This window comes from Phyllobacterium sp. 628 (assembly GCF_014189505.1).
GTDB lineage: Bacteria > Pseudomonadota > Alphaproteobacteria > Rhizobiales > Rhizobiaceae > Phyllobacterium.
In genome coordinates, this window is record NZ_CP050301.1 from 356,184 (window position 1) to 382,044 (window position 25,861).

Genomic DNA, 25,861 nt, shown 5'->3' on the forward strand with positions numbered 1-25,861 from the left:
ATGCTGAAACTGTTGGCACCACTCCTGACCAGTGTTGCATCTGGCGAATTTGGTTCGGCCATTGGCCGGGCCAAGCGCCGGGCCGTTTTTCTGGTGCTCATTGGTATCGTATCAGCTATTGGCCTGATCTTCCTGCTGCTGGCAGCCTATATCGCGCTTGCCGAGCGTTTTGGAAATCTGCATGCCGCATTGATCCTTGCCGGAGGCGCATTTGCCATTGCCCTTCTGGCCTACATCGTCATGAAAATTTCCGAGATGATTGTCCGCAAGCGTGAGCGTCAGCGCTCAAAGATTGATACTTCAGCCCTGCTGACCATTGCAGCACTTGCCGCTGCACCAACGGTGCTGAAATCACGCGGTCTGCTGATGCTGGCTGTTCCGATTGTTGCCTTTACCGGCCTCTCGCTTCTCACGAAAAAGAACAAATCATCATCGAATGACAGCGTTTGAGTCTTCCCTGATCGGCATGGAAATCAAAGCTTCCATGCCGGCTTCGGGATAGCTCAATCGCACGCTGCTCGAAAGCACCTTATCCAGACTGCGTTCAATCAGTCGCTCGCCCAAACCGCGAGCCGCCGGCGGTGTTACTCGCGGGCCATCCAATTCCACCCAGTGAATGATAACACGCGATTCATCCAGGCCGGCTTCCGTCTGCCAGGAAATCTTTACCCGGCCATGTGCTGACGACAGGGCACCATGCTTGGCTGCATTGGTTGCCAGCTCGTGCAGGGCAATGCCTAGTCCCAATGCATGATCGGGCGGCAGAACCATATCCTCGCCCTCGAGAACGATCTGTGCCTGGTCATAGATTGCGTAGGGCTCAACCTGCTTGGTAATCAAATCGATCAGGCTGATACCACTCCACTCCCGGTCAGACAGAAGCGTATGCGCCTCTGATATGGCCCTCAGGCGTCCTGAGAACGCTTCCATGAACTCGGCGGGATCTGACGTGCGATTCAATGTCTGCCGCGCCAGCGACTGCAGCATGGCAAGCGTATTTTTAACCCGGTGATTGAGCTCACGCAGCAGCAGCCGCGTTTTTTCGGCGGCATTCCGGGTATTGGTAATATCGATGTTGACGCCCACGGCGACAGCGGGCCGTCCATTGGCATCCCGTTCGAAAATACGGCCCCGACCAAGCAGCCATTGCCCCGACGATGCCGCACGAAATTCGCCGACATAGTCCTGATTATGGGCAATAGCGCGCGTAAAGGCTGATTTCATCGACGGAAAATCATCCGGGTGCATGGCCCGAAATACGTCCTCGCCGCTTACCGGATGCTCATCGCTGAGCCCGAGCATGGAATAAGCCATTTTATTACCGGTGAATTTACCCGAGCGCAGATCCCACACCCAACTGCCCACATTGCCAACTTCAAGCGCCATGGTATTGCGGCTCTCGTCCCTGTGCAGGGTTGCGATATCGGCTGTTCGGCTCCGTGACTTCAGTTTGAGGTCCAGAAATGAACTGGCAAGCTTGGCAATTTGCACGAGCTGGCTTTGAAGCGATGCTGCGAGGGAAGAAACAGGCTGGCGCGACGCAACGATCAAGGCTGCAATGCGCTCATTGTTCACTTCAAGTGGCGCAGCAACGATTAGCCGTGGGCCGAGCGCATCCTTGGCCGCATCACAATCGGAAAACCGCTCGTCCTCGGCCGCATTCAACACGACCAGACATGGTTGATCTGCATGGATTAGGGCATGGGCTCCAAACGCCCACATATCCGGTTGGGAGCCGGAAACATTGCCTGTCTGAGCCAGCATCTCGCTCTGCGTCCGGTCAACCAGCGCAATTTGCGCGACATCGAATGCCGACAGGGACATCGCAAGTCCAACGAGCCCGTCGAGCTCGCTATCCTTTTCAAATTTCAGTTCTTTTATCGAGGAGATGACATCCAGCCGAGCTGGAGCAGATAGAAATTCCAACGTGTCTTCTGAAATATGGCTTGACTTCATATTCACGTGACGCCCCTCACCGAGCCGCCCTTACTCTTAATGTTAAAACAGCTTCGGTTGTAAACGCAGCGATTTCTCCTTTGTTCCTCATTTGGAACATTTAATCGCCAGTGCCGTTTCTGTTTTGCAAATGATTTGAGGGAGAAACCCATGTTGGAAGCAAAAGACATTCTTACAGACAACAGTCTGGATCGCAGCAAAAAGATTGCCAAATTACAGGACCTGTTGAGCGAGGCTCGGGGTCTGCAACGCGCCGCTACTGAAGGCGGCATGGATAGCGATGACGGCTTCACCCGCAATTTGCGCGACATTGAGCTTGCGTTGGAAAAGCTGAACGCAGATATGCCCGAAACCGGGGCTGCCACGCTCTGACCGGTTGTCATTTGCTTGTGCCTTCTGCATCAGTTGGTTCGTCTACTTCCAAAAGAGACGGTAAACTGACCGTGACACGGGTGCCAGCATCGCCATTCCCGGCATAAGCGACGCTTCCGCCGAACTGGTGAGACAGTTGGGTCACGATAAGCAATCCCAATCCGGATGAGCGCTTGCCGGATTTTTTCTGCAGACCGACACCGTCATCGACAATAGTAAGTTCAATGAGATGTTCCGCATTGTGCCGCAGATCGATTTTAATCGAGCCTGACCGGTTATCCGGATAAGCATGTTTGATCGCATTCATTGTCAGCTCGCCGATAATGATGCCAAGGGTGGTCGCATCGCGTGAAGCGAGGTTAATTGGCTCGAAATGCCCGTCGATCTGGATATCCCTGTTATGCGCATGCGCTTCTTTGATGTCGGCGATCACCTCCGGTAAATATTCATCGGCGCGCACCGTTTCGTGATCCTTGCCCAGCCGAAGCCGGCGATGTGCCGATGAAATGGTCTGGATCCGGTCGCGCGCAGCACCGAGCGCAGCGCGAATTTCCTCCGACGAAACATCACGCATCTGGATGCCGAGGAGCGACGATACCGTGGCAAGTGAATTGCCGATCCGGTGATCGGAATCCTGCAGCAAGGTTTCGACACGCTCGCGTTCGCGCGTCGCCACCAGCATGGCTTTTTCCAGTTCCGCCGTACGCTGCTGCACCATTTCTTCCAGCTGCGACTTTTCCGAAAGCAGCGTGGACTGCCCTTCGGTCAACTCGCGGACGTAGCGTTTTGTCCGGCTGGCGAGGATATAGGCAAGAATGAGCGCTCCAGCGAGAGCGGACATTGATGCGAAGGTGAGCCATGCGCGCAAATCATTCATGGCGATGTTGCGCTCGATCAGGCGGCGATCTTCTTCGCCCAGAAAACCGCTGATTGTTTTCTTGATTTCGTCCATCTGGCCAATGCCGAAATCAGGAGCAAGGGATGCCAGTGCATCACTATTTTGCCCTGCCAGCGACAATGCAATTGCCGCATCCACCTTCTGCTGCTTTTGCTTCGCCAAATCCTGAATCCGGATCGCCGTCGCCTGTTGTCGCGGATTGCCTCTGGTCATTTCATTGAGCGTATTCAGCGATTCACCAAGGCGCGCCGCAGCGGTGCGATAAATATCGAGAAAAGCCGGGTTTTGTGTCAGCAGAAAACCCCGTTGGCTGCTGTGCGCTTCATTGAGCAGCGCCAATGTTGAACCCGCCTGTTCCCGCAAACGGTATGTGGCAATGACGTCGTCCATCTGATTGTTGAAGCCGCGGGTCAGAATGAGGGTTGAGGCCGCAGCGACGATAATCAGAGCGAGTGAGATAATGATGGCAAGAGCGCGCAAGGGTCGCTCGGAAAAACCTGCCAAAATTCTGCGCCACAGCACCAAACGCGTTGCTCCATTATCACCAGCAGTTAGATAAAAGGTCTGGGAACTTTCGTTAAACCTTGCCATCCAGATATATCCATAAGAATGGCTTCATCAAGGACTTCGCAACCCCGGTCAACCCAGCGCAGTGCACCGCGGGCTGCAAGTTTCTTCAACGTCTTGTTGGTGTGCACGATCGACAAGCCCAGCGTATCTGCCACGTGCTGCTGTTTGAGCGGGACGAACAGCTTGTTATTCTTGACCATGCCAACAGATTTGGCCCGCTGGAAAATGAATGCAAATAAGTAGGCAGTGCGTTCCAGAGCCGTGCGGCGTCCTATACTAAGCAGGATTTCGTCCAGCATTTGCTCTTCGCGGGATGCGAGCCAGGTAATGTCGTAGGCAAGGCTGGGAAAGCTGCGGAAAAGGTTGGGCAACTTGTCACGCTGGAAAACGCACAGAATCACTGGCGACATCGCCTCGATCGAATGCTGCATCTCCTTCATAAGGGAGCCCTGCAAGCCGATAAGATCTCCCGGCAGCACATAGTTCAAAATTTGCCTGCGGCCATCCTCCAGCGTTTTGTATCGGAACGCCCAGCCTGACAAGACGGAAAAAAGATGCGCACTGTTGGCACCTTCCACCAGAAAGGTCGTTCCGGCATCAGCAACAAGCTCTCCCGTCTTGAAGCCCGACAGAAATTCCAGTTCTTCCTTCTCATGCGGTTGGAAATGCGGAAAATCCTGCAAGGGGCATTTTTCACACTGGAATTGCCGAACTGCTGAAGTTGCTGTTGTTTTCATTGGAGCGCTCAATTGAAAGTTGTACGGCACGCTATCATGGCGCCGTTTATTTACGCGAAATTTCTTCTCGTTCGACATGTCATAGTTAAATGACAGCTCTCTCCACTGCAGCGCATAAGCACCGCTTTAGGAGCAAGCAATATGGAATTGACTGACAAGCGACTTCTCGTTCTGGAAGATGAGTATCTGATCGGACTGGAACTGGAGCGCATTGCTGAAGAATGCGGTGTGCGATCCACTCATGTGGTTTCCACCGTGGCTGAACTTCTATTCTGGATTGAAAGCCAGCAGACCTGTGATATCGCAATCCTCGAAGTCAAAGCGCGCGGCACTTCGTCCCTTGAAGCAGCAACACGTTTGCAACAGCGCGGCATTCCTGTCGTTTTCACGACCGCTTACGACCAGCAGCGCGGCGGCATTCCGGGTTTTATGGATGTTCCCGTGGTTTTGAAACCTTACGATACAGCGCAAATTGTCCAAGCCGTCGCCGCTCTTTCAGAGAAAACTGCATCCCCTTCCGGCGTTGCGCCGGAAAACGATACGTCAGGCGAACTTATTTGATGTCACCTGCGTGGCAATGGAATCCGGGCCATAATCGACTTCACCCTTCACATCGAGAAGCTCCTGCAGCCGTGTTCGGGCACGGCTCACACGGCTCTTGATCGTACCGACGGCGCATTCGCATATATCAGCCGCTTCTTCATAGGAAAACCCGGAGGCACCCACGAGAATGATGGCTTCGCGCTGGTCATCGGGTAATTTTTCCAATGCCTTGCGGAAATCCTGCAAATCAAGCGCACCATATTGCGACGGATGAACCGAAAGCTGCTCCGTGAAAATGCCATCGGAATCCTGCACTTCACGGCCACGCTTGCGCATCTGGCTGTAAAACTCATTGCGCAGGATCGTGAAGAGCCAGGCTTTAATGTTCGTGCCCGGTTCAAAGGAATCCTGTTTGGCCCAGGCTTTCATGATCGTGTCTTGTACAAGATCATCCGCCCGGTCCGGATTGCCGATCAGCGAAACCGCAAAAGCACGCAGCTTCGGCAGCGACGCAATCAGATTTCTTTTGAAATCAGTGGACTCATCTACCATTCAATAGCCCGCTATTTGGATGACTGTGCGTGATTACGCTCAGCTTCATCAAGCTTTTCCAGAAGGTCCAGAAACCGCGACGAAATTTCCTCCTCTTGGACGGAGGCATAAAGCGCACGTAACTTTAAACCGATTTCTGATTCCGCATTTCTAACGTCGCGGCGATGGACACGTCCCTTTCCGGAACCGTCGGGCGTAGCTTTAATAGCGTTCATTATACAATCTTTGCTGGTGGTTCATCGCAGTAGCTGCTTGCAGGCACATTAATGATGATAATACTTTCGCAAAGGAAAAGTTCCGTAGCAGGGAACTTTTTTTTCGCAAATGTGTTTTGGTTCGTACATATCTTCAATGCCCAACGGGAAACGGGAACTCACCATAATGTCATTGTCCACTCGGATCGCCCCACATCTGCCCTATCTTCGCCGGTTTGCCCGCGCCATTACAGGCTCGCAATCATCGGGCGACGCCTATGTAGCGGCAACTCTTGAAATTCTTATCAGCGATGTCTCCCTTTTCCCCGAAACATCATCGGATCGTGTCAGCCTGTACAAATTGCTGATCAAACACTTTAACTCTGTCAACGTGCGTCCTCTGGAGTTACAGCCGGAATTTGGTTGGGAAAGACATGCGGCGGCAAACTTGACCGCCATCGCACCGCGCGCCCGGCAGGCATTTCTGCTGATCAGCCTTGAGGGCTTCAGTCAGGCTGAAACACTCGATATTCTCGATATAAATGAGCAGGAGCTCTATGCTCTGCTTGACGAAGCGTCTGTCGGCATTTCCAGGCAGATAGCGACCGACATCCTCATTATCGAGGACGAGCCGCTGATCGCCATGGATATTGAACACATGGTCGAGAGCCTGGGTCACCGCGTTGTTGGCATTGCCCGCACGCGGGACGAAGCCATCAAGCTCTATGCCGAGACTCATCCAAGCATGATTCTTGCCGACATTCAGCTGGCCGACGGCAGCTCCGGTATTGATGCGGTGAACAACATTCTTAGCCAGGATGCCGTTCCGGTTATTTTCATTACCGCATTCCCCGAGCGACTGCTGACAGGCGAACGCCCCGAGCCGACATTCCTTGTAACCAAGCCATTCAACCCTGACATGGTCAAGGCATTGATCACGCAGGCCTTGTTCTTCAAGGAAAGCAGTAAAGCCAAAGCATAGGATTGAAAGCCGCATCGCATCCCATTGTTGTAATCGGAACCAAATCAGAAATTGAACGTTCTGAATGCAACAAGATAGGGAGATGATGGATGCTTTATTATGCTGTAGTTTTTCTTATTATTGCGCTGGTTGCAGGCGCCTTGGGATTCGGTGGTATTGCCGGTGCCTCAGTTGGTATTGCGAAGATTATCTTCTTCGTGTTCCTGGCGCTTTTGATGATCTCGCTCATTGCCGGGCTACTGCGCAGAGCCTGATTGGAAAAGTAAAAACTCACACAAAACTGCCGGCTGTTGAGCCGGCAGTTTTGTTTTTAAGCCGCTGCCCTGTGCCCCTGACGTTTGTAGCATTGCGAAAAGCCTGGATTTGGTTGTAGTGGAGGGAGGAATACGAACTTCACAGTCAACCAGCGCCCTAGACATGATCCGGTTGCAGCGCTGATATCTGGACAGCCTGATGATCAATTGGACATATCTCGCCCAGCGAATTCCCATTGCGATCGTATTGTATACGGCTGGCCTCATCGTGTTGCGCCTTTGCCTCTCGCCGTTTCTCGAAATCGACGAAGCCCAATTTGTCGGAGCGGTGAATTTTTCGTGGATTTACGGCAACTCGCACCCCCCGCTTTACAATTGGCTCGTGCGTCTGGCACTTGAGCTGACCCATTGGAACTGGGTGCTTGCGGTTGCTTTGGTCAGGCTTACCTTGCTCGGTCTTTATCATTGGCTTTCATTTGATACAGCAAGACGTTTGGGGGGCGATCGGGCTGGTGTGTTGGCATTGGCCGCCTCGGCACTGCTGCCGCAGATTGTCTGGATGTCGATCCAGACCACGGCGCATACGATTCTCGTTATCGTCGCCTGCATCGGCATGGTCCATGCCCTCACCCTGATACGGTCTGGCCGTGGCTACAGTGCCTATGTCTGGTTTGGCTTCTGGGCAGCGATCGGCGGCCTTGCCAAGTATAATTTCTTTATGTTCCTGATCAGTTTTCTGATTGCTTGTGCCTTGAACCTCAACATCAGACGTCAGGTTTTCCGTAAGCCGGCCTTGATCTCGCTGGTCATTTTCCTGGCTGCTATGACGCCCGTTATCATTGCCTCCCTGAATGCGCCTCTGGCAGCGACAGCGGGCCGGATGGCGAAACTTGCCAAGCCGATTGCTTTCCTTGCGCCTATTGATCTTCCCTGGTTCGGGATAGACGGTGTTCTCAGCCTCATTATCTCAGCGGCTCTCTGGTCGGGTCCCGCGCTTCTGGTCTTTTTGATTGGCCGCCGAACGGACAATCCGCGACCGTCGCCTGATGGCGACGAGGATGTCCGCAAAGTGCTGTTGCGCACGGTGGTCATCGGTCTGACGGCCTTTGCCCTGATTGTCTTCTTTGCCGATTACCATTCGGTCGCCGAGCGCTACATGGCACCCATTCTGGCACCCGCGGCAATTCTGCTTGCGCTTTGTCTGCCGCAGATCAAAGGCGCCCGCAACTTGCTGCTTATTTCAGGCGCATTTTATATTCTTGCACCCTTGGCATTCGCACTTGTCACCCTTTTTGGCACGGAACGGTCTGTTTCACCCTTCGATGCGCTGGCTGAGACGATACGGACCCAAAACCCCGCGCCTGCCCGGATTGTTGCCAACCGTCAGGACGATGCAGCGAACGTCGCCGTATTTCTGCACTGGCCGCCCGCCAATGGCAACGCAGACGATATCGTCCTCATCTGGTGGGGCGACAAAGCACCGAAACCTGACACCTTGGACCGGCTCCCGGCCGACGCTGTCGCGATTGGGCCGGTCACGCGTGTGACGGGCCGGGTCAAGAATTTCAGCGGACGGACAAGAACATTCAGTTTTCAGCGTTATTCATCTCATCTACCGATACCGGATCAGAATGGCGACGGATAAGCCAAAAGACCCCGACCGTATCAAGAAACGCCACAGCCGCCCGATCGAAGAATCCATATTTGGAAACCCCGGCCAAACGCGGACGATCTTCCACGCTGACCTCGATCACCGATAACCCGGCCCGGATCGACAGGGCTGGAAGGAAGCGGTGCATATTATCAAAATAAGGCAACTGCCGCGCGACATGCGCAGGCACGACTTTAAATCCGCAACCTGCATCGCGCGAATTATCTTTAAGCAACCGTTTGCGCACGAAATTGGCAAGTTTTGACGTCAGCAGTTTCACCACCCCGTCATTGCGGCGCATTCTGACACCGGCAAACAAAACCGGCTGCGAGGTCTGGATACGCGGCCACAGCTTGGCCAAGTCGAGCGGATTGTTCTGACCGTCTCCATCCAGCGTTGCGATCCACTGCCCCTTGGCTGCCTGAAACCCGCTGACAAGTGCGCGCGATTTGCCGGTGCGTTTCGCGTGGCGCAAAACACGGACATGGCGGCCGGCGTTTAATGCTTCCTCGGCAGAGCCATCAACAGATCCATCGTCCACGATCAATATTTCATAAGGAACAACGCCGGAGAGCGCCCGATTGATCTCATCGACCAAGGCACCAATATTTCCGGATTCATTGTAGACAGGAATTACGACTGTCAGGTCGGTCATATCAGAAAATCCAGAAACGATGGTGAGCCTGCCGCATCGCGATCAGATTCCGGCAATATCCGGTCCGGCCGAATGGAGGACATTGCATTGAGGGCAATGCGTCAGGTGGCTAATAATATCGTTCCCATAACACCGAAACCTGCAAAGCAAAACAGATGATAAATGCCGATTGCTTATCTTCCGGGCAATCGCACGGGATATTGCCTCATTTCACGCAAGAGTGAACCTTGCGCCGTAATTCCGCCACGCAGATTTATGCTAGAATGGTACCATCACGCGGCAATAACCGGCGTGGATGGTTTATGGTTAATTGTTCATTAATCGAAGTCTTCCTATTGTCGGCCCCTCATCTTAATTTATTTCGGTCGGCGAATGCGTTTTCAGGCTTCCAGCACGTCATCCAACTCAAGAAACGGTTTGTGCGTCAGTGCCGCCCTGTTTCTGCTGCTGGTTTTTGTTATGCCTTCCAGTGCTCAGGAACAGGTGGACGCCAAACGCGCCGAGACTGCCAAACAGCTTGAGGACCTTACTGGTCAGATAACGCTTTCCTCTGAACGGGTCGCATCGCTCGACAAGGAAATCGCCGATCTCAAAAAAGATCAGACAACGATAACCGCAGCGTTAATTCAGTCCGCGAAGACCGAAAAGAAGCTGGCAGAAGACATCGCAAATATTGGCGATAAACTGACAGGCCTGCGCGAGCAGGAAGATGGCGTGAAACTTTCGCTGAAGACGCGTCGCGGCGCCTTGGCGGAAGTCCTTGCTGCCCTGCAACGCATGGGGCTCAACCCACCTCCGGCCATTCTGGTCCGCCCCGATGATGCGCTGGCTTCTGTCAGAAGTGCTGTCCTTCTGGGTGCCGTCGTCCCGGAAATGCGGGAGCAGACTGAGGTTCTGATTGCGGATCTGAAAGAGCTGACGCGGCTCAAGACATCGATTTCCGATGAGCAGACACGCCTGACCGCTTCACTGTCCGGGCAAGCGGAAGAAAAGAAACGCCTCGATCTGTTGCTTGCCGAAAAGCAAAAACTGCAAACAACGTCGGAAGAGACGCGCAGGTCCGAACAGGAGCGAGCAGAGGAACTGGCCAAAAAGGCAACATCGTTGCGCGACCTCATCGCGTCCATGGAAAAAGACATGGAGGAGGTGCGAAAAGTTGCCAATGCCGCCAATCAGAAGGAAGAACAGAAGCTTGCGGCCAGCCAGCAGCGCGCTGATAATTTTGCCTCAAATCAGGAGCGCTTGTCGGCAAAGGTCAACTTTGCTTCGCTCAAAGGTCACCTTTCCATGCCCGGTGCCGGTAAACTGGTGAAGCATTTTGGTGATGACGATGGCCTGGGCGGCATTGTGCAGGGAGACACGCTTGAAACCCCTGCCGGTGCAACCATAACGGCACCCACCGACGCCGTTGTCCTTTATGCCGGCGCATTCCGCTCCTATGGTCAGCTCTTGATCCTTGATGCTGGCAATGGCTATCATGTCGTGTTGGCAGGCATGAAGAGAATCAATGTTTCGCAGAATCAGTTCGTTTTGGCAGGTGAGCCGGTCGGTGTGATGAACGAGCAACTTGTTGCGAGTACCGGCACTGTTCAGATGGGAAATGGAGCGCCAATGCTTTACATTGAGTTCCGAAAAGATACAAAACCTGTTAATCCCGCCCCTTGGTGGGCGGATAGGCTCGCTGGAAGGACCACAAATGATACGTAGGTTAACGCTTCTCATGGCCGGAGCACTGCTGGGTGCAACGGCAATGGTCGTTGTGCAGGGTGCGCTGCCCACAACCGCTGCAGAAGCTGCGGGCAATGATACGTACAAGCAACTCTCGATTTTCGGCGATATTTTTGAGCGCGTCCGCGCCCAGTATGTCACGCCGCCGGATGACAAGAAGCTGATCGAAAGCGCCATCAATGGCATGCTGACATCGCTTGATCCCCATTCTTCCTACATGAATGCCGAACAGGCCCAGGATATGCGCGTCCAGACCAAGGGCGAGTTTGGTGGTCTTGGTATTGAAGTTACGATGGAAAATGAGCTGATAAAGGTCATTTCTCCTATCGAAGACACACCGGCATCCAAAGCAGGCGTTCTTGCCGGAGATTATATTTCCCAGATTGATGGCGCTGATGTCCGCGGGCTGACACTGACCGACGCCGTCGACAAGATGCGCGGCGATGTCAACACCCCGATCGAATTGACCCTCATTCGTCAGGGCGCAGACAAGCCGATTAAACTGACCATCGTCCGCGATGTCGTGAAGGTTAAGGCTGTCAAGTACCGCGTCGAGAACGATGTCGGTTACGTCAGGGTGATTTCCTTCACCGAGCAGACCTTTGAAGACATGCAAAAGGCGATCAAGGATATCCAGAGCAAGGTGCCAGAAGACAAGCTGAAGGGCTTTGTTCTCGATCTGCGTTTGAATCCGGGTGGCCTTCTCGATCAGGCGGTTGCCGTTTCCGACGCTTTCCTCGACAAGGGTGAAATTGTGTCGACCCGTGGTCGTGATCCACAGGACATCACGCGTTTCGATGCCCGCCCCGGTGATCTGACCAATGGCAAGCCGCTGATTGTCATGATCAATGGCGGATCGGCGAGCGCGTCAGAAATCGTTGCCGGCGCCCTGCAGGACCATCGCCGTGGCACCGTGCTCGGCACGCGTTCCTTCGGCAAGGGTTCGGTTCAGACGATTATCCCGCTGGGTGAAAATGGCGCGCTGCGCCTGACCACCGCCCTCTATTACACCCCTGCTGGCAAATCCATTCAGGGCAAGGGCATTGTTCCGGATATCGCCGTCGATCAACCATTGCCTGATGAGCTCAAAGGCCGCGCTGAGCCCATGAGTGAATCAAGCCTGAAAGGCCATATCAAGGGCGTTCAGGAAGATGCTGAAGGCTCAGGCTCCATCGCCTACGTTCCGCCAGATCCCAAGGATGATCTGCAGCTGATCGAGGCGTTGAAGCTTCTGCGCGGCGAACAGGCCAATGCTGCTTTCCCGGCTGACCCGTCAAAGGGTGTACCGAACTGATATAAAACGGGGCCAGACACGATCATTTGTGCCTGGCCCATTTCCCTTCCGGACTGATATTCTTTTCATTTCCCCTCCCACATCGGCCAACCCACGTGAATTCCGATATCAACCGGCCGCTGGGACAAAACAGCGAGCGGCCCAAAGCAAGCTCTGGTCCCAAGGCCGTCGCCCGCTGGCTGCTGCCCGCTGCATCTATGTTGGGCATTGGCGCCGTTGCACTGTTTATTTCCCTGACAAGCAACCATGGATTTCGCAGCCCTTCACCAGTGGTGGAAAAACCCAAACTGGCAGAAACAACCGCCCCGATAGCAAAGAGTGAACCGGCTCCGGCGAACAAGCCCGCCACTGCGACGGCAGCTCAAGGAAATGTCACAACGAGCCCGGGCGGACCTAAAATCATCGTTGTCGGTGATCCAACACGGCAGCAGCAGAATCCCCTGACCGCACACATTCCTGAACGGGATATGCTCGAGATGTCGGCGCAAGGTCCATTGCCGATTGTCGCGCCCGATGGGCGCCGGCCACTCGACGTTTATTCCCGCTCTTGGTCGGGTGCGCGCGGCGCGCGGATTGCAATCGTTATTGGCGGGCTCGGCATGTCTCAAACCGGGACGCAACAGGCGATCAAGATATTGCCCGGCGAAGTCACGCTGGCATTCGCCCCCGAAGGCAACAGCCTCGCCCGCTGGATGCAGACCGCACGGCAGAACGGCCATGAATTGCTGATGCAGGTGCCCTTCGAACCGTTTGATTATCCGCGCGTCAATCCCGGCCGCAACACGCTTACAGTGGATGCCGCACCGGCCGAAACGCTGGACAACCTTCACAAGACCATGGGCCGCATCACCAACTATACCGGCATCATCAACTATATGGGCGCGCGTTTTACCGCGGATACCAAGGCCATGATGCCCGTCATGCAGGATGTGGCGAAGCGTGGTTTGCTTTATCTTGATGATGGCAGTTCTGCCCGCAGTGTGGCCGATACGATTGCGACCCAGCAGGGGACACCGTTCGCTGCCGCCGATATCCTGATCGACGGCGCACAGGAGCGCGGCAGTATCCTCAAGAAACTCGATGAACTGGAACGCATCGCCCGAGCCAAGGGGACAGCGATTGGCGTCGGCTCTGCTTTCGACGTGACGGTAGATGCCGTGTCTGCCTGGGCAAATGAGGCAAAGACCAGAGGTATTGAAATTGTGCCTGTCTCTGCGCTTGTTCGGGACCCGGAAAAGGGTTAGGCAGCCACGATAGGCACCACTACAGCGGAGTATTCTCATGAGCAAGAAACACGTCGATCCCGAGACACTCCCCTACCGGCCATGCGTCGGCATTATGGTCCTTAACAAGGACAATCTCGTCTGGGCCGGTCACCGCATCGTCATTCCCAACGACGAGATGGAAGGTGCAACCCAGCTTTGGCAAATGCCACAGGGCGGTATCGACAAGGGTGAAGATGCGGAAATCGCAGCGCGCCGCGAACTCTATGAAGAAACCGGCATGAAAACCGTTTCCCTGCTCGCTGAAGCGCCCGACTGGATCAACTATGATCTACCGCCGGAACTCGTCGGACTCGCACTGAAGGGCAAATATAGAGGCCAGACGCAGAAATGGTTTGCCTATCGCTTTGATGGCGATGAGAGCGAAATCGCCATTAACCCGCCACCCGGCGGCCATACCGCCGAATTTGACGAATGGGCGTGGAAGCCGATGGTCCAGTTGCCCAATCTGATCGTGCCATTTAAACGCAAGGTCTATGAACAGGTCGTCGCTGCGTTCCGGCATTTGGCTGTTTGAGCGCCAACCATTTTGGTTTTCCTATGCCTTGCTACAGCAAAGACTGTCGTTCCGAATAAGCGATCCCTTCAGAATTCCAAAATATTTTGACGACTTTTCCAATAAGGTTTTCGAATGGCACCGTTCCCATCGTAAAACGGCTATCATACGAATTATCTCTATTGTCGCCCATTAAGAAATATTGCCCGGCAGGAACGATGTGTGGCGCTGTGTTGTCACCCATTGAGTCGTCGGTAATGCTCAAGACTGCATAACTTTTGCCATTTGGGGGCGTTTCCTTCGCCATCTTAATTGGTCGGCTGCTCATAGCACTATCAGGATGATAAACACCCATCTGGTCCAGTTTTACCGGTGATCCATCTATATTGAGAATACCATCAATCATCTGGATGGTTTCTCCTGGCAGACCCACAATGCGCTTCACAGAATCAAAGCCATCCTGCGTTCGAAATACCACGACGTCACCACGCTCTGGCAGCTGCGCAAAAATACGCCCCTCTATCGGCAAAAGTCCGAATGGAATGCTGTAACGGCTGTATCCGTAAGCCAATTTTGAAACGAACACATAATCGCCCCTTACCAAGGCCGGAACCATGTTCTCAGAAGGGATATTGAACGGTTGCAAAAGAAACGATCGCACACCCAGCGCTAGAGCTAACGCACTGATAATATAAATGGGTACTAAGCCAAAGCCATTGGAGTACCAACGCGGAATGGTTGTCGCCGCGAGACAGCAAACACCAACGGCAAATGCGAGTTTCGCCAGAATTTCTAGTAGCGCCAAGCTTGGCATACTTTTGATAGAAAATGGTGGGACACCCAGATAGAAAACTGCGATGGCCGCCGCATAAAGGATGATCCCTACGATTATAGCCAGTTTGCCCCGACCAATCCAAAGCAAGCCAGCCACTGGATCGACAAGTAAGGATATAAGAAACGTGGAGAGGGAACTGCGTGGCTTTGCTAGTGGCATGATCTACCTGAAATAAAAAAGCGGACCCGAAGTCCGCTTTCATCATTGCCGATCACTTCAAATCAATCAAGCAGCCTTGATAGCTTCCTGCAGCGTCGTCAACTGACCCAAAAGGTCTTCCGCCTTGGCTTTGTCTTCGCGCGTTGTTGCGTCTTCGAAGTCTTCCCGGGCGTCTTTGATGCGGTTCTGCAGTTCATCAGCCTTTATATCGGTGACGTGTACCGCCGATTCTGCGAGGAGAATGCAACCCTCTGGCGTTACATCGACGAAACCGCCGAACACGACATAGCTGTCGGGCTTGCCATCGGCCATTTTCACGGTGACAACACCCGGCTTGACTGTCGCCATGAGCGGCGCGTGATGAGCCATAACCGTCATGTAACCTTCCGTACCCGGAACCACAACTTCGGTGACCTGTTCCGAGAGCAGCAGACGTTCTGGCGATACGAGTTCGAAATGGAAGGCTTCTGCCATGATATTCACTCAATTCCTGCGGTCATTGACCTGATAGAAGGGATGGCCTTGACAAGAAAGGGCGGGCCGAAGCCCGCCATTATGTTTCAGATCAGGCAGCTTCTGCTGCCAGACGCTGTGCCTTTTCAATCGCCTCGTCAATCGAGCCGACCATGTAGAATGCGGCTTCCGGCAGGTGATCATAGTCACCATTGCAAAGACCTTTGAAGCCCTTGATGGTGTCAGCCAGATCAACCAGCTTACCCGGTGCACCGGTGAAGATTTCAGCAACGAAGAACGGCTGCGACAGGAAGCGTTCGATCTTGCGGGCGCGGGCGACCGTGATCTTGTCTTCTTCCGACAACTCGTCCATGCCGAGAATGGCGATGATGTCCTGCAAGGACTTGTAACGCTGCAGGATCGACTGCACCTGACGTGCAATCTGGTAGTGTTCTTCACCAACGATCAGCGGATCGAGCATGCGCGATGTCGAGTCGAGCGGATCCACAGCCGGATAAATACCCTTTTCAGAGATCGCACGGTTGAGGTTCGTCGTCGCATCAAGATGCGCAAAGGATGTTGCAGGAGCCGGATCGGTCAAATCGTCGGCGGGCACGTAAATGGCCTGCACGGATGTGATCGAACCCTTGTGGGTCGTGGTGATGCGTTCCTGCATCTGGCCCATGTCGGTTGCCAGCGTTGGCTGATAACCCACGGCGGACGGAATGCGGCCCAGCAGAGCCGACAATTCGGAACCAGCCTGCGTGAAGCGGAAAATGTTGTCCACGAAGAACAGAACGTCCTGGCCTTCGTCACGGAAATGTTCGGCAACTGTCAGACCGGAAAGCGCAACACGGGCACGGGCCCCTGGCGGCTCATTCATCTGACCGTACACGAGAGCAGCCTTGGAGCCTTCGCCGCCGCCGGCCTTGTTCACGCCGGATTCGATCATTTCGTGGTAAAGATCATTGCCTTCGCGAGTACGTTCACCCACACCGGCAAATACCGAGTAACCACCGTGCGCCTTGGCCACGTTGTTGATCAGTTCCATGATCAGAACGGTCTTGCCAACACCGGCACCGCCGAACAGGCCGATCTTGCCGCCGCGTGCATAAGGCGCGAGCAGATCGATAACCTTGATGCCCGTAACCAAGATCTGCGCTTCTGTCGATTGCTCGACATATTCAGGCGCTGGCTGGTGGATGGCACGGGTCAGCTTTGTCTTGATCGGACCAGCTTCGTCAACCGGCTCGCCGATAACGTTCATGATGCGGCCGAGTGTTGCTTCACCGACTGGAACCATGATGGCGGAGCCTGTGTCATACACGGGCTGACCACGAACCAGACCTTCGGTCGAGTCCATGGCAATCGTGCGAACAGTGTTCTCACCCAGATGCTGTGCAACTTCCAGAACAAGGCGGTTGCCGAGATTGTCGGTTTCCAGCGCGTTCAGGATCTTTGGCAGGTCGCCTTCGAAATGAACGTCAACAACAGCGCCGATGATCTGGCTGACACGTCCGGCGAGACCGGTCGTCTTGACTGCAGTCTTTGGCGTCGCCGAAGCCTTAGCTGCAGGAGCAGCCTTCGGAGCAGCGGCCTTTGCAGCTGTTGCTGGCGTGGCTGCGGCTGCCTTTGTGGCTGCCTTTGGTGCAGCTGCCTTGGCGGCTGCGGGTGTTTTCGGGGTCGCTGCTTTTGCCATCGATCCTTACCTTCGCGATTAGAGCGCTTCCGCGCCCGAAATGATTTCAATCAGTTCTTTGGTGATCTGAGCCTGACGCTGGCGGTTGTACGACATTGTCAGCTTGTTGATCATGTCACCGGCATTACGGGTTGCGTTGTCCATGGCGGACATGCGTGCACCCTGTTCCGATGCCGCGTTTTCGAGGAGAGCGCGGAAAACCTGGACGGAAATATTGCGCGGAATCAGATCGCCAAGAATGGACGCTGGATCCGGCTCGTATTCATAGACCGCATCGCCCGCTGTTTCCGGTTCCGCATCGCCAATGGCGCTGGCCGGGATCAGCTGCTGTGCAGTCGGTATCTGCGAAATCACCGACTTGAATTCCGAGTAGAACAAAGTGGCGACGTCAAATGCACCTTCGTTGTAAAGCGCAATGATCTTGTGACCGATCGCATCGGCATTGACAAAGCCAAGCTGCTTCACATCGCGCAGATCGACATGGTCGATAATGTGCTTGCCAAGATCACGGCGCAGAATGTCCGCGCCCTTCTTGCCAACAGTGATGATCTTGACTGTCTTGCCATCGGCGAGCAGGCGGCGCGCATGTTCACGGGCCAAGCGGGCGATCTGCGAATTAAAACCGCCGCATAGACCACGTTCAGACGTGCAGACGATGAGCAGATGCACATCGTCCTTGCCGGTTCCGCTCATCAATACAGGCGCATCGTCACCATCAACATTGGCGGCGATGTTGGCCAGAACTGCGGCCATACGCTGTGAATAGGGACGCGCGGCCTCCGCAGCTTCCTGCGCACGACGCAGCTTCGCCGCGGCGACCATTTGCATCGCCTTGGTGATTTTCTGCGTCGCCTTGACCGAGGCGATCCGGTTTCTCAGATCCTTTAACGAAGGCATCCGTTCATCCCGTCAGTGGTTACGCGAAAGACTTGGCGAAGGCGTCAACTGCTGCCTTCAGCTTGCCTTTGATGTCGTCGCTGAGCTGCTTTTCCTTGGCGATGGCATCGAGAACGTCCTTGTTCTCGGTGCGCAGCCATGTGAGCAGGCCCTGCTCGAACTTGCTGACCTGATTAACAGCCAGCTTGTCGAGATAGCCGTTCACACCGGCGAAAATCACAGCAACCTGTTCTTCAGTCTTCAGCGGCGAGAACTGCGGCTGCTTCAGAAGTTCGGTAAGGCGTGCACCACGGTTGAGAAGACGCTGCGTCGAGGCATCGAGATCGGAACCGAACTGCGCAAAGGCCGCCATTTCGCGGTACTGCGACAGCTCACCCTTGATCGAACCGGCAACCTGCTTCATCGCCTTGATCTGGGCGGCAGAACCAACGCGGGAAACCGACAGGCCGACGTTAACGGCTGGACGGATACCCTGATAGAACAGGTTGGTTTCAAGGAAGATCTGACCGTCGGTGATCGAGATCACGTTGGTCGGAATATAGGCGGAAACGTCGTTTGCCTGCGTTTCGATAACCGGCAAAGCAGTCAGCGAACCCGCACCATTATCGTCGTTCAGCTTGGCCGAACGTTCAAGAAGGCGGGAGTGCAGATAGAAAACGTCGCCGGGATAAGCTTCACGGCCCGGAGGACGGCGCAGCAAAAGGGACATCTGGCGGTAAGCAACAGCCTGCTTGGACAGATCGTCATAACCGATCAGCGCATGCATGCCGTTGTCACGGAAATATTCGCCCATGGCACAACCGGCGAATGGTGCAAGATACTGCATAGGTGCAGGATCGGAAGCCGTTGCAGCCACAACGATGGAGTATTCAAGCGCGCCGCGTTCTTCAAGGATCTTGACGAACTGGGCAACGGTCGAACGCTTCTGGCCGATAGCCACGTAAACGCAATAGAGACGCTCGCTCTCATTGCCGGCATCGTGTGCTGGCTTCTGGTTGAGGAACGTGTCGAGAATGATCGCGGTCTTGCCGGTCTGACGATCGCCGATGACCAGCTCGCGCTGGCCGCGGCCAACCGGGATCAGAGCATCGATGGCCTTGAGGCCGGTCGACATTGGCTCATGTACCGACTTGCGCGGAATGATGCCGGGAGCCTTGACGTCAACGCGTGAGCGCTGCTTCGCCTTGATCGGACCCTTGCCGTCAATCGGATTGCCGAGAGCGTCAACAACGCGGCCAAGCAGTTCCTTGCCGACTGGGACGTCAACGATAGCGCCTGTGCGCTTGACGATGTCGCCTTCCTTGATGTCACGGTCGGAACCGAAAATAACGACACCAACGTTGTCGCTTTCAAGGTTGAGGGCCATGCCACGGGTACCGTCCGGGAACTCGACCATTTCACCAGCCTGAACATTGTCCAGACCGTATACACGAGCAATACCGTCACCGACGGATAGAACCTGACCGACTTCGGAGACTTCTGCCTCCTTGCCGAAATTCTTGATTTGCTCTTTCAGGATTGCGGAAATTTCCGCGGCGCGGATGTCCATCAGCCGACCTCTTTCAGTGCAAGCTTAAGCGAAGAAAGTTTTGTGCGAAGTGAAGTGTCGATCTGGCGGGACCCCAACTTGACGATGAGACCTCCAAGGATCGACGGATCAACAGTGACATTGATTGTCACGTCTTTGCCGGCGACGCTTTTCAGCGTGGCCTTCAATTCAGTTTGCTGCGCTGCCGTCAGGGCATGCGCAGAAGTAACATCAGCCGTAACCTCACCGCGATTTTCAGCAGCAATGTTACGGAACGCCTGGATCATGGAAGGCACCGCAAACAAACGGCGGTTCTTGGCCACAAGGCGAAGGAAATTGAAAACGAGGCCGCCGATCTTGGCTTTGGTCAGAATAGCCGAGATGGCCTTGACCTGATCTTCGGAGGAAAAAACCGGGCTCTCGATCAGACGCTTCAAGTCGGCACTGCCATTGACGAGCGCCTCGAACTGACCCAGATTCTTTTCGACTTCTGCGACTGATTTTGCTTCCAGCGCGAGGTCAAATAGTGAACCCGCATAACGCTGGGCAACACCGGATATGAGCGACGAAGTTTCTGCCACGAACGACAAGCTCTCTGCGTTGAAGCCAAAAATCGGGAAACCAAAAGGAATTTTCGGTCAAATCTTTGGCATTATTGATTTTTTATCGCCCCGGAAACAACTCTGAAACTGTCCCCCGACGAGATTTGAATGCCGTCTAGCATAGAGAAGCAGGAGTCGCAACACGCGAATCCGCTAAAACTGGCGTCAGAATTGCCGCAGCGGCAAATTTTGAATTAGGCACTCAACTTTTATACAACCCGCCTAGGCGATAAAGCCGAAGGCGAACAGCAGCGGGCCCGCTGCCAGCGCCAGTTCAATTACAACAGAAATCCAGTTGTAGAGCGTATTGCCGCGATCCGACATCATCGAGATCAACCGGCCAAAAACCGTAAAGCCCCAGGATGCGCCGAGTGCAATCCAGAGAAAGGGCTGCGCAAAGACGAGGGCGCAAATGCCCAGTCCCAGATAGAAACCGGCCATGGTTGCACGCGCTTCAGACAAAGCTTCAGGATGTGCCGGGACCGTCTGCAGGCGCAATATTTTAAAGGCGACGCGCGGCGCAAAAAACAGGATCAGGCCAAACACGACCGTAACGGCGGCTGAACTCCAGGCGATCCATTCCCCCTGACTGGCCGGCCAGTATAATTCCATCATCGCTCTGTCCCTGTTCGGTTAACCATCTTCACAGCTTGCTTATAGAAAGCTTTGCGGGTCGATATCAATCTGTACGCGCACTGATCCTCGTTCTTTTGGTCCGCCCGCCAGAATCGCGCGAATGAAATTCTGAATGTCTGCCTTGCGCGTTCCGTGGATCAGGAGCCGGAACCGGTGTCGTCCACGAATAAGCGCCAATGGTGCCTCCGCCGGTCCAAGCACGTTAATCTCGGATGAGTGCGGCGCGGCACGGCGCAGAGCGCGGGCATGATTCTCCGCCTCGGCCCTTGTTCCGGCAGAAATGATCAACGCGCCAAGCCGGCCATAGGGTGGCAGGCCCGATCGCTCCCGCTCCTCGATTTCCTTGGTATAAAATGCATCTGCGTCGCCCGAGACAATCGCCCGCATGACCGGATGGTCCGGCTGATAGGTTTGCAAAAGGCCAAGGCTCTTTTTGCCGGTACGTCCGGCACGTCCCGTCACCTGATTGAGCAACTGAAATGTCCTCTCGGCGGCACGGGGATCGCCGTTGGCAAGACCAAGATCCGCATCAACAACACCAACCAATGTCATGTTGGGAAAGTTGTGTCCTTTGGCGACCAATTGCGTACCGATGATAATGTCGGCCTCGCCGCGCGCAATGGCGTCAAGTTCGAGCCGCAGCCGCTTCACGCCCATCAGATCCGACGAGAGGACAATAATACGCGCATCCGGGAAGGTCTTTTCCGCTTCTTCGGCGATGCGCTCGACGCCGGGACCACAAGCGACCAGATGATCCAGCGTGCCACAGGAAGGGCAAGCCTCGGGCCGGGCTTCATGGTGCCCGCATTGATGGCAGACAAGCTGACCGCGAAATCTGTGCTCGACCAGCCAGCTCGAACAGCACGGACATTGAAACCGGTGACCGCACACCCGGCACAGCGTTAGAGGCGCATAGCCGCGGCGATTGAGAAACAGCAGCGATTGTTCCTTGCGCTGCAAGGTCTGGTTCATTGCCTCGACCAGCGCCGGGGATAAAAACCCGCCCGGCCGTGGCGGCGAGCGGCGCATGTCAATGGCTTTCAGATCAGGCATTGCTGCCTCGGCATAGCGGCCGGTTAGACGGATACGCGTATAACGCCCCTGCTGCGCATTGACCTGACTTTCGATCGAAGGCGTCGCCGAGGCCAGGACAACCGGAAAATTACCGATATGCGCGCGCACGACGGCCATATCCCGCGCATTGTAAAACACACGGTCTTCCTGCTTGTAGGCAGGATCATGCTCTTCATCGACAACGATCAATCCCAGATCCTGAAACGGCAGAAACAAGGCCGAACGGGCGCCGGCGACGACACGCACCTGGCCCTCCATTACCTGCCGCCAAACCCGCTCACGGGTTTTTGGCGCAAGATCGGAATGCCACTCCGCCGGTTTTGAGCCGAAACGGTCATGGAAACGCTCAAGGAATTGCTGCGTCAGAGCAATTTCCGGCAAAAGGATAAGAACCTGTTTTCCGTCCTCGATCGCCTTCGCCACAGCTTCGAAATAAACTTCCGTTTTGCCCGAACCCGTAACACCATCGAGCAGGGAGACGGAAAAGCCGCCGCCAGTCATCGCGTCGACAAGTTGTTTGGCCGCATCAGCCTGATCGCCGGACAGTTCAGCCGGCGCATAGGTCGGATCAGGCGGTGCTACCACCGGACGGGCCGGAATCATCACCTGTTCAAACACGCCCTGCGCCGCAAGCCCGTCAACCACTGTTGCAGAAACACCGGCTGCGTGGGCGAGCCCCGTACGCGTCCAAGCCAAACCATCCCCGGCAAGCTCAAGGACGCGGGAACGCGCTCCGGTCATACGTTCAGGGTGCTGGCCGGAAAACCGCAATCCCGGCACCGGCGGCTCGGGATCGAATGCAGCTGGCACCCGTAGGACCATCCGCGCCACCATGCCCGGCGGCGAAATGGTATAATCGGCAGCCCAGCGCATGAACCGCATCATGTCGCCGTCAACCGGCGGGCAATCGAAAAGCTCAGAGATCGGCCGGAGTTTTTTAGCGTCCACCGAATCAGTCGACCCTTCCGTGACAATGCCTGCCACCTCACGCGGCCCCAGCGGCACGCGTACTATTGAGCCGGCTTTGACATCCATACCTTCGGGCACAGCATAGCTGTAGGGCTTCGCGGCTGGCATTGGCACGAGCACGGGAACTATTTTTTGCACGGAGGGCGAATCTTGAGTCATAACCTCGTGACCTTGGCGCGGCTTTCAGTTAAAGAAAAGCCACTTTTCCGGGACACCATCCCTTTAGCCCCATTAAGGAGGACTGCTCCAATGAAATTCTTTGTCGATACTGCCGATGTTAAAGATATCCGTGAACTCAATGAACTCGGATTGCTCGACGGTGTCACCACCAACCCATCGCTGATCCTGAAGTCCGGCCGCAGCATCCTGGAAGTCACCAAGGAAATCTGCAGCATCGTCGATGGCCCGGTTTCAGCCGAAGTTGCTGCGACCGAATACGACCAGATGATGAAGGAAGCCGCAGTTCTTTCCAAGATCGCCAAGAACATCTGCATCAAGGTTCCACTGACTCTCGACGGCCTGAAGGCTTGTAAAGCTCTTTCCTCCGATGGCCACATGGTCAATGTGACATTGTGCTTCTCAGCCACGCAGGCTCTGCTTGCTGCCAAGGCTGGTGCGACATTCATCTCGCCATTCATTGGCCGTATCGATGATATGGGCATCAATGGCATGGATCTGATCGCGGAAATCCGCACGATCTATGACAACTACGATTACAAGACGGAAATTCTCGCGGCTTCAATCCGCACCGTCAACCACGTCAAGGAAGCTGCATTGATCGGCGCCGACGTTGCCACCATCCCACCGGCAACGCTGAAGGCATTGGTCAAGCATCCGCTGACAGACAAGGGCCTTGAGACCTTCCTTGCCGATTGGGCAAAGACCGGCCAGAAGATCGCCTGATCCAATAGATCGCATTTACAAAATCGCCCGCTGGCTCAACACCAGCGGGCGATTTGCATTTGAGGCTGTTTACAGCAAATCGGCGTGGTGGCGTTGTGCAACATCCGGATGCGAGCGCAGACGTCCCTTGAGATAGTTGCGGCCTACCTCCCGGAACAGCGGATTGTCCGGATCGGTATCGGTGCCGCCAGCTTCCTGCGCCAGACCGGATGGCAGTTTCAGCAGCGGCACATCGGCATTGAGATCCGCACCGAAAAAGAAGGCCACGGACAAACGGTCCTTGCCCGATGGGGGCGTCACCACGCGGTGTACGGTTGCCTTGAGATAACCGTCCGAAGCCAGTTCCAGAATTTCACCAATATTGATAACAAACGTGCCGGGAACCGGCGTCGCATCAATCCAGCCACCATCCTTTTCCACCTGCAATCCGCCCTGTACATCCTGCAGCAGCAAGGTCAGAAAGCCGCTATCCTTATGTGCACCGACACCCTGATCGCTGCCGGTGGCATCGCGGCCCGGATAACGGATGATTTTCAGGTGCTGGTTCGGCGCATTCTCATAGATCGGTTTGAAGACGTCCTTGTCCTGTCCCAAAGCCGTCGCAAAGGCCTGCAACAGTTCGATGGCGACACGGGTCAATTCACTTTGCCAGTCCAGAACGACGGACTTGAGATCGGGTAAGGCATCCGGCCACTGGTTGGGACCCTGCAGCCGTGTCCACGGCGTCGCGGCATTCTGCACCACCGTTCGCCGTTCGGTACCCACATCAAACTGCTCGCGCCAGTCCGCCTGTCCTCTGGTTCGCTCCCCGCCTGCGCGGGTATAGCCGCGAAAATGCGGCGAATGCACCATTTCAACCGCAACCTTGTCCGCTTGCGGCAGGGCAAAGAAACGCTTGGAAATCGCAACGATGTCCTTTTGCAATTGGTCGGAAACGCCATGACCACTCAAATAGAAGAAGCCATACGTGCGGGCCGCATGCCGCAAATCCTCGAAGAAATCTTCCCGCTCTGCCGGGTTGCGGTAGCGCGCAAAATCGAGAGTGGGCAAGCTGTCGGTCTTCGGTAAGGCGCTCATCATCCGTTCTCCATATGCCCCAGGATTGTCTACCGCAAACAACCCGGCTTCAAGGCGCTTTTTGCTTGTAGAGCTGATCCAGAATCTGGCGCTCGAAAAACGCAAGTTCCGGTGAGGCATGACGGCGCGGACGCTCGACGGGAATAGCCAGATCAAGCGCGATCCGGCCGCTGTCGATCACAACCACCCGATCAGCCAAAGCAACCGCCTCCGCCACGTCGTGTGTGACGAGAACCGCCGTGAACTTCTTGCTCAGCCAGATACGCTCCAGCAGTTGCTGCATCTCGATGCGCGTCAGGGCATCAAGTGCACCCAGCGGTTCATCCAGCGCCAGAATGCGGGGGTGTCCAACCAATGCCCGTGCCAGCGCCACACGTTGACGCTGGCCGCCCGACAATACGCTGGGCCATTCTTCGCTCCGATCGGCGAGCCCGACTTCCGCAAGAATATCGAGGCTTTTCTGTCTAACCTCCGCGCCCTTGGCGATGCCTGTCAACCCGACATCAACATTGGCACCCACCCGCGCCCAAGGCAGCAGCCGGGGTTCTTGAAACATGATGCGCGTGCGCTTCTGATCTTTGGTTTCAGCCCCGTGCACGAGTTCGCCGGATGTCGGTTTGTCGAGACCTGCCAACAGCCGCAGCAATGTACTCTTGCCACATCCACTCTTGCCGATGACCGCAACAAACTCGCCGTCATGAACATCAAGATCAATCCCGTGCAGTACGGTTTTGTCGCCAAACTGTTTGGTAACGTTACGAAACGAAAAGGCAATCTTGCGTTCCCGTGACGTAACGGCCACCCGGGCGGTGGTTTCGTCAAAGGAGCGGCGGGCTGTAACAGTGGCTGCGGTCATCGTCGTTC

Annotated in this window: 27 protein-coding genes; 11 read left to right on the plus strand and 16 right to left on the minus strand. The window is 55.1% G+C overall.

Translation table 11 applies throughout. From position 1 onward, the window contains the following. On the plus strand, positions 1 to 450 hold the full coding sequence (locus HB779_RS03295; protein WP_188344385.1) for a hypothetical protein: 450 nt from the start codon (positions 1 to 3) through the stop codon (positions 448 to 450). Here HB779_RS03295 and HB779_RS03300 read toward each other — a convergent pair. Further along, positions 430 to 1,956, minus strand: a complete 1,527-nt coding sequence (locus HB779_RS03300; protein ID WP_244642543.1) for a sensor histidine kinase — start codon at positions 1,954 to 1,956, stop codon at positions 430 to 432. The two genes, HB779_RS03295 and HB779_RS03300, sit on opposite strands and share 21 nt — an antisense overlap. Before the next feature lie 150 nt (positions 1,957 to 2,106). Here HB779_RS03300 and HB779_RS03305 point away from each other — a divergent pair, with 150 nt between their 5' ends. After that, complete coding sequence (locus tag HB779_RS03305) at positions 2,107 to 2,328, plus strand: hypothetical protein (protein WP_188344387.1); 222 nt, start codon at positions 2,107 to 2,109, stop codon at positions 2,326 to 2,328. A 7-nt stretch (positions 2,329 to 2,335) separates the two neighbouring features. Here the strand turns inward: HB779_RS03305 and HB779_RS03310 are convergent, their stop codons facing one another. Continuing rightward, the gene (locus HB779_RS03310) at positions 2,336 to 3,748 is read right to left on the minus strand and encodes a sensor histidine kinase (RefSeq protein ID WP_188344388.1); all 1,413 of its coding nucleotides are present in this window, start codon (positions 3,746 to 3,748) and stop codon (positions 2,336 to 2,338) included. A 29-nt stretch (positions 3,749 to 3,777) separates the two neighbouring features. Then, a complete protein-coding gene (locus HB779_RS03315) occupies positions 3,778 to 4,533 on the minus strand; it encodes a Crp/Fnr family transcriptional regulator (RefSeq protein WP_188345757.1) in 756 nt (251 codons plus the stop codon). Positions 4,534 to 4,674: 141 nt separating this feature from the next. Here HB779_RS03315 and HB779_RS03320 point away from each other — a divergent pair, with 141 nt between their 5' ends. Further along, positions 4,675 to 5,094 (plus strand): hypothetical protein, encoded by a 420-nt coding sequence (locus HB779_RS03320; RefSeq protein ID WP_188344389.1) that lies wholly within the window; start codon positions 4,675 to 4,677, stop codon positions 5,092 to 5,094. Here the strand turns inward: HB779_RS03320 and HB779_RS03325 are convergent. Both HB779_RS03325 and HB779_RS03330 read right to left on the minus strand, forming a co-directional pair. After that, complete coding sequence (locus tag HB779_RS03325) at positions 5,077 to 5,628, minus strand: RNA polymerase sigma factor (protein WP_188344390.1); 552 nt, start codon at positions 5,626 to 5,628, stop codon at positions 5,077 to 5,079. The two genes, HB779_RS03320 and HB779_RS03325, sit on opposite strands and share 18 nt — an antisense overlap. Before the next feature lie 11 nt (positions 5,629 to 5,639). Beyond that, a complete protein-coding gene (locus HB779_RS03330; protein WP_188344391.1) occupies positions 5,640 to 5,843 on the minus strand; it encodes a NepR family anti-sigma factor in 204 nt (67 codons plus the stop codon). Positions 5,844 to 6,009: 166 nt separating this feature from the next. On the opposite strand from HB779_RS03330, the gene HB779_RS03335 reads away from it, so the two are divergent. The 3 genes from HB779_RS03335 to HB779_RS03345 all read left to right on the plus strand — a co-directional run bounded on the left by HB779_RS03335 (position 6,010) and on the right by HB779_RS03345 (position 8,703). After that, positions 6,010 to 6,804, plus strand: a complete 795-nt coding sequence (locus tag HB779_RS03335; protein ID WP_188344392.1) for a response regulator — start codon at positions 6,010 to 6,012, stop codon at positions 6,802 to 6,804. A gap of 89 nt (positions 6,805 to 6,893) precedes the next feature. Beyond that, positions 6,894 to 7,058 (plus strand): DUF1328 domain-containing protein, encoded by a 165-nt coding sequence (locus HB779_RS03340; protein ID WP_188344393.1) that lies wholly within the window; start codon positions 6,894 to 6,896, stop codon positions 7,056 to 7,058. A 199-nt stretch (positions 7,059 to 7,257) separates the two neighbouring features. After that, complete coding sequence (locus tag HB779_RS03345; protein WP_188344394.1) at positions 7,258 to 8,703, plus strand: glycosyltransferase family 39 protein; 1,446 nt, start codon at positions 7,258 to 7,260, stop codon at positions 8,701 to 8,703. Here the strand turns inward: HB779_RS03345 and HB779_RS03350 are convergent. After that, a complete protein-coding gene (locus HB779_RS03350) occupies positions 8,645 to 9,364 on the minus strand; it encodes a glycosyltransferase family 2 protein (protein ID WP_188344395.1) in 720 nt (239 codons plus the stop codon). The genes HB779_RS03345 and HB779_RS03350 overlap by 59 nt on opposite strands. Before the next feature lie 372 nt (positions 9,365 to 9,736). On the opposite strand from HB779_RS03350, the gene HB779_RS03355 reads away from it, so the two are divergent. The 4 genes from HB779_RS03355 (at position 9,737) to HB779_RS03370 (ending at position 14,186) form a co-directional block, all read left to right on the plus strand. Next, positions 9,737 to 11,071: a murein hydrolase activator EnvC gene (locus tag HB779_RS03355; RefSeq protein WP_188344396.1), complete on the plus strand. Its 1,335-nt coding sequence runs from the start codon at positions 9,737 to 9,739 to the stop codon at positions 11,069 to 11,071. Further along, the gene (locus HB779_RS03360; protein WP_188344397.1) at positions 11,061 to 12,386 is read left to right on the plus strand and encodes a S41 family peptidase; all 1,326 of its coding nucleotides are present in this window, start codon (positions 11,061 to 11,063) and stop codon (positions 12,384 to 12,386) included. The genes HB779_RS03355 and HB779_RS03360 overlap by 11 nt, the downstream gene beginning before the upstream one ends. 95 nt (positions 12,387 to 12,481) lie before the next feature. Then, positions 12,482 to 13,630, plus strand: a complete 1,149-nt coding sequence (locus HB779_RS03365; RefSeq protein ID WP_244642455.1) for a divergent polysaccharide deacetylase family protein — start codon at positions 12,482 to 12,484, stop codon at positions 13,628 to 13,630. Positions 13,631 to 13,667: 37 nt separating this feature from the next. Beyond that, positions 13,668 to 14,186, plus strand: a complete 519-nt coding sequence (locus tag HB779_RS03370; protein ID WP_188344398.1) for an RNA pyrophosphohydrolase — start codon at positions 13,668 to 13,670, stop codon at positions 14,184 to 14,186. A 31-nt stretch (positions 14,187 to 14,217) separates the two neighbouring features. On the opposite strand, the gene lepB is transcribed toward HB779_RS03370, so the two are convergent. The 8 genes from lepB to HB779_RS03410 all read right to left on the minus strand — a co-directional run bounded on the left by lepB (position 14,218) and on the right by HB779_RS03410 (position 23,176). Continuing rightward, positions 14,218 to 15,159 carry a signal peptidase I gene (lepB, locus tag HB779_RS03375; protein ID WP_188344399.1) on the minus strand — a complete coding sequence of 314 codons (942 nt, stop codon included), beginning with the start codon at positions 15,157 to 15,159 and terminating at the stop codon, positions 14,218 to 14,220. A gap of 66 nt (positions 15,160 to 15,225) precedes the next feature. Continuing rightward, entirely contained in the window at positions 15,226 to 15,633 is a 408-nt protein-coding gene (locus tag HB779_RS03380) for a F0F1 ATP synthase subunit epsilon (RefSeq protein ID WP_188344400.1), read from the minus strand. A gap of 91 nt (positions 15,634 to 15,724) precedes the next feature. Next, positions 15,725 to 17,311 (minus strand): F0F1 ATP synthase subunit beta, encoded by a 1,587-nt coding sequence (atpD, locus tag HB779_RS03385; RefSeq protein WP_188344401.1) that lies wholly within the window; start codon positions 17,309 to 17,311, stop codon positions 15,725 to 15,727. 18 nt (positions 17,312 to 17,329) lie between these two features. Beyond that, a complete protein-coding gene (locus tag HB779_RS03390) occupies positions 17,330 to 18,208 on the minus strand; it encodes a F0F1 ATP synthase subunit gamma (protein WP_188344402.1) in 879 nt (292 codons plus the stop codon). Between the two features lie 19 nt (positions 18,209 to 18,227). Beyond that, the gene (atpA, locus tag HB779_RS03395; RefSeq protein WP_188344403.1) at positions 18,228 to 19,757 is read right to left on the minus strand and encodes a F0F1 ATP synthase subunit alpha; all 1,530 of its coding nucleotides are present in this window, start codon (positions 19,755 to 19,757) and stop codon (positions 18,228 to 18,230) included. After that, positions 19,757 to 20,317 (minus strand): F0F1 ATP synthase subunit delta, encoded by a 561-nt coding sequence (locus HB779_RS03400; RefSeq protein ID WP_188344404.1) that lies wholly within the window; start codon positions 20,315 to 20,317, stop codon positions 19,757 to 19,759. Before HB779_RS03400 ends, atpA begins: the two co-directional genes overlap by 1 nt. Positions 20,318 to 20,560: 243 nt before the next feature. Then, positions 20,561 to 20,950: a DUF4345 family protein gene (locus HB779_RS03405; protein ID WP_188345759.1), complete on the minus strand. Its 390-nt coding sequence runs from the start codon at positions 20,948 to 20,950 to the stop codon at positions 20,561 to 20,563. A gap of 42 nt (positions 20,951 to 20,992) precedes the next feature. After that, on the minus strand, positions 20,993 to 23,176 hold the full coding sequence (locus HB779_RS03410) for a primosomal protein N' (protein WP_188344405.1): 2,184 nt from the start codon (positions 23,174 to 23,176) through the stop codon (positions 20,993 to 20,995). A gap of 90 nt (positions 23,177 to 23,266) precedes the next feature. On the opposite strand from HB779_RS03410, the gene fsa reads away from it, so the two are divergent. Continuing rightward, entirely contained in the window at positions 23,267 to 23,920 is a 654-nt protein-coding gene (fsa, locus tag HB779_RS03415; protein ID WP_188344406.1) for a fructose-6-phosphate aldolase, read from the plus strand. A 69-nt stretch (positions 23,921 to 23,989) separates the two neighbouring features. Here the strand turns inward: fsa and HB779_RS03420 are convergent, their stop codons facing one another. Together HB779_RS03420 and HB779_RS03425 are read right to left on the minus strand one after the other, a co-directional pair. Beyond that, positions 23,990 to 24,997, minus strand: coding sequence for an isopenicillin N synthase family oxygenase (locus HB779_RS03420; protein WP_188344407.1), 1,008 nt, complete (start codon positions 24,995 to 24,997; stop codon positions 23,990 to 23,992). Between the two features lie 49 nt (positions 24,998 to 25,046). Then, a complete protein-coding gene (locus HB779_RS03425; protein ID WP_188344408.1) occupies positions 25,047 to 25,853 on the minus strand; it encodes an ATP-binding cassette domain-containing protein in 807 nt (268 codons plus the stop codon). Positions 25,854 to 25,861: the final 8 nt, after the last annotated feature.